3 protein-coding genes and 1 pseudogene are annotated in these 4,353 nt (G+C 68.3%); 2 read left to right on the forward strand and 2 right to left on the reverse strand.

The genetic code is table 11. The annotated features are described in order from the left end of the window. Both HUK84_RS11310 and parC read left to right on the forward strand, forming a co-directional pair. Positions 1-156, forward strand: a pseudogene (locus HUK84_RS11310) (DNA repair protein RecO); the annotation flags it as partial. Between the two features lie 90 nt (positions 157-246). After that, positions 247-2,466, forward strand: coding sequence for a DNA topoisomerase IV subunit A (parC, locus tag HUK84_RS11315; protein WP_176640389.1), 2,220 nt, complete (start codon positions 247-249; stop codon positions 2,464-2,466). Between the two features lie 49 nt (positions 2,467-2,515). On the opposite strand, the gene HUK84_RS11320 is transcribed toward parC, so the two are convergent. Together HUK84_RS11320 and hemB are read right to left on the reverse strand one after the other, a co-directional pair. Next, entirely contained in the window at positions 2,516-3,295 is a 780-nt protein-coding gene (locus tag HUK84_RS11320; protein ID WP_176640390.1) for an arginyltransferase, read from the reverse strand. A gap of 260 nt (positions 3,296-3,555) precedes the next feature. After that, positions 3,556-4,353, reverse strand: a 798-nt coding sequence (gene hemB, locus HUK84_RS11325) for a porphobilinogen synthase (protein ID WP_176640391.1), incomplete at its 5' end; no start/stop codon positions are given.

Raw genomic sequence — 4,353 nt, forward strand, 5'->3', positions numbered from 1 at the left:
GAAGCGGACCCCGGCACGCACCGGGACTGGTGCGACGGGCTGCGTCTGACCGGGCATTTCCTGGCGCGCGACGCGTTCGGCCAGCGCCATCGTCCGCTGCCCCCCGCCCGGCTGCGGCTGGCGGACATGGTCGCGGAACTGCCCGATACGGCGTGATCGCGGCTTGCCGGCGCCAAGTATGGCAGCAGGCGCGGCAGTGGACAAATCCGGTGTTTTCTCTATCTGTTCCCCCGACAGGAGGAACGCATGACAGTGGATACCAGCGGCCATATCGAGGAAACCCGGCTCGCCGACGCGCTGAGCGAACGGTACCTGGCCTATGCGATGTCCACCATCATGTCGCGCTCGCTGCCCGATGTGCGCGACGGGCTGAAGCCGGTGCATCGGCGGATGATCTACGCGATGCGGCAATTGCGCCTGGACCCCTCGGCGGGGTTCAAGAAATGCGCCCGCGTGGTCGGCGACGTCATCGGTAAATACCATCCGCACGGCGATGCGTCGGTCTATGAGGCCCTGGTGCGGCTGGCGCAGGATTTCGCGGTGCGGTACCCGCTGGTCGAAGGCCAGGGCAATTTCGGGTCGATCGACGGCGATAACGCCGCGGCGATGCGGTACACCGAAGCGCGGATGACCGAGGTGGCCCGCGCGCTGCTGGAGGGAATCGACGATGACGCGGTCGATTTCCGCCCGACCTATGACGGCGAAGAGCAGGAGCCGGTGGTCCTGCCAGCGGCGTTTCCCAACCTGCTGGCCAATGGCGCGGCGGGAATCGCGGTGGGGATGGCGACCAGCATTCCGCCCCATAATGTCGGCGAGGTCTGCGCCGCGGCGATGACGCTGATCCGCCGGCCCGACGCGACGGTGGCCGAACTGATGGAGGACATGCCGGGTCCGGATTTCCCGACCGGCGGCCTGATCGTCGAGGACCGGGCGAGCCTGTTGCAGGCCTATGAGACCGGACGGGGCAGCATCCGCATCCGGGCCCGCTGGTCGGTCGAGCAGGGGCGGTTCGGCACCTGGCAGATCGTGGTGACGGAAATCCCGTACCAGGTGCAGAAATCCCGCCTGATCGAGCAGATCGCGGATCTGATGGAGCAGAAGAAGCTGCCGCTGCTGGGTGATATCCGCGATGAGAGCACGACGGATATCCGGCTGGTGCTGGAGCCGAAATCGCGCGGCGTCGAACCCGAAGTACTGATGGAGACGCTGTTCCGCGCCACCGCGCTGGAAAGCCGGTTCGGGCTGAACATGAATGTGCTGGGCGCGGACAGGGTGCCCGGCGTGCGCAGCCTGCGCGAGGTGCTGCGGGCCTGGCTGGACCATCGGCACGACGTGCTGCAGCGGCGCAGCCGCCACCGGCTGCAGGCGGTGGATCGCCGGCTGGAGATCCTGGACGGATTCCTGGCGGTCTATCTGAACCTGGACGAGGTCATTCGCATCGTCCGCGAGGAGGACGACGCCAAGGCCGGGCTGATCGCCGCGTTCACGCTGACCGAGTTGCAGGCCGAATCCATCCTGAACATGCGCCTGCGCAGCCTGCGCCGACTGGAGGAGATGGAGATCCGCAAGGAGCATGCGGCGCTGACGGCCGAGCGCGGGGAGCTGCTGGGGCTGCTGGACAGCGAGGCGCTGCGCTGGAAACGGATCACCGAGGAGTTGAAGGCGATCCGCAAATCCTTCGGCGGCGGCGCGCTGGGCGCGCGGCGCAGCGAACTGGCCGAGCCGCCGCGTGCGATCGACGTGTCGGTGGCCGAGGCGGTCGAGCGCGAGCCGCTGACCCTGATCCTGTCGGCCAAGGGCTGGGTCAAGGCACTGAAGGGGCACGGCATCGACGTGGCGGCGCAGAAATTCAAGGAAGGCGACGGGTTCCGCATGGCGGTGGAGTGCCACTCCACCGATCGCCTGTGCTTCTTCGCGACCGATGGCAGGGCCTTTACCCTGCGCGCCGCCGACCTGCCGCGCGGGCGGGGCGACGGCCAGCCGATCCGCCTGCTGGTGGATCTGTCGAATGACGAGGACGTGGTCGACATCTTCGTGGTGCGCGAGGGGGGGCGGCATCTGCTGGCGTCCAGCGCCGGGCGCGGGCTGGTGGTGCGCGACGAGGACATGGTCGCCGAAAAGCGCACCGGCAAGCAGGTGCTGAACCTGAAGGATGCCGAAAGCGCGCGGATCTGCCTGGCGGTATCGGGCGATCATGTCGTGGTGCTGGGCCAGAACCGGCGCATGCTGGTCTTTCCGGTGGCGCAACTGCCGGAAATGGCGCGCGGACTGGGGGTCGCACTGCAGAAATACAAGGAAGGCGGCCTGATGGACGCCTGCATCCTGTCGTCCGAGGCCGGGGTGGCGTGGCCCGACCCGGCGCGGGTCCGACCCTTTGCCGATTTCCGCGATCATCTGGGCAAGCGCGCCGATGTGGGTCGTCCCGCCCCGGCCTGGGTCACCCGCAAGCCGCGCCCCAAAGCATGAGAGGCAGGGGCTGTGACACACAGCCTCTGAGGCGCGCGGAGCGCGCGCCCTATTCGGGGAATGCGACCGGGAAGCGGGCCATGCCGGCGCCTTCCTCGGGCAGATTCTGGTGGTTCAGGGGGGTCCATGCGCCGCGGAACAGGATTTCCGCCGGGCGGAATCGGGCCTTGTAGGCCATTTTCGCGCTGTCGCGAATCCAGTAGCCCAGATAGAGATAGGGCAGACCCAGCCGCCGCGTATGCGTGATCAGGTGCATGATGGCATAGGCGCCGAGCGAGCGGGATTCCATTGTCGGGTCGAAGAAGCTGTAGACGGCCGACAGCCCGTCATCCAGCCGGTCGATCAGGCTGACGCAGACCAACTGGTCCTCCTGGGTGCGGAATTCGACCATCAGCGTGTCGATGGGCGTATCTTCGATCATCGCGCGATAATCGTAGAAATTCATAGCCGCCATGTCGCCGTCGGCATGGCGGGCAAACTGGTAGCGCTGGAAGAGGGTGAATTGCTCGGTCGTGGCGTGGGCCGGGACCTCGAACCCCTCGATGGCCGCGTTACGGCGCAAGATGCGGCGCTGCGTGCGGTCGGGGGCGAAGGTCGCGACCGGGACGCGGATCGGCACGCAGGCGCTGCAGGCCGGGCAGACCGGGGCGTAGGCGATGGTGTGGCTGCGCCGGAAACCGGCGCGGGACAGGCGGTTATGCAGCCGCTCGGCGTCCGGGCCGCCGATGTCGGTGACGACCTTGCGCTCCATCCGGCCGGCGACATAGGGACAGGGCATTGGCGCCGTCGTGTAGAACAGTTGCGGACGACGCGGCGATGTATAGGTCATACGCCTCCTCGACAGGATACAGCGCCCGGCGGGCCGATTGGCGACGCGGGCCGCCGGGCGGACGCCCCGGTGTCCCGCCGCCGAAATTCGGCACGAATTCCGGCGGTCGGCAGGCCACCAGGAGAATGCTGCGTCGCGCGGGCCCCGCTTTCCGGCCGATGGTAACGGTTTGATCGCGCGTTTGCATCACAATCTGCCGTGCGGGCCGAGATTTGTGACGTCGGCGTGACGCTTCGGGCACGGGTCCGGCCGGCGGGGAATCAGCCGGCGCGGAGCAGCCGGGCGGCCTCGACCGCGAAATAGGTCAGCACCCCGCTGGCCCCGGCGCGGCGAAAGCCCATCAGGCTTTCCAGGATCGCGCGGTCGCGGTCCAGCCAGCCGCGCTCCATCGCCCCGGCCAGCATGGCGTATTCGCCCGACACCTGGTAGGCGAAGGTCGGCACCGCGAACCGCTCGCGCACGCGGCGGATGACGTCCAGATAGGGCATGCCGGGCTTGACCATGACCATGTCCGCGCCCTCGGCCAGGTCCTGTGCCACTTCGCGCAGGGCCTCGTCGCTGTTGGCCGGATCCATCTGGTAGGTCTTCTTGTCGCCCTTCAGCAGGCCGCCCGAGCCCAGCGCGTCGCGAAACGGGCCGTAGAAGGCGCTGGCGTATTTGACGGCGTAGGACATGATCCGCGTATCGGTCAGGCCCTGGGCGTCCAGGTCGCGGCGGATGGCGCCGACGCGGCCGTCCATCATGTCGGACGGCGCGATGATGTCGATGCCCGCCGCGGCCTGATTGACGGCCTGGCGCGACAGGATGGCGACCGACTCGTCATTGGCGACATAGCCGTCGCGGATCACGCCGTCATGCCCGTGGTCGGTATAGGGGTCCAGCGCCACGTCCCCGACCAGCCCCATATGCGGGAATTCGCGCTTCAGCAGCCGGGCGGCGCGGCAGATCAGGTTGTCGGGATTCAGGGCCTCGGTCCCCTGGGCGTCGCGCAGCGCCGGGGGGGTGACGGGGAACAGCGCCAGGGCCGGGATGCCCAGCGCCGCCGCCGGTTCGACGTG

This window comes from Nguyenibacter vanlangensis (assembly GCF_013376155.1).
GTDB classification, from domain to species: Bacteria; Pseudomonadota; Alphaproteobacteria; order Acetobacterales; family Acetobacteraceae; genus Gluconacetobacter; species Gluconacetobacter vanlangensis.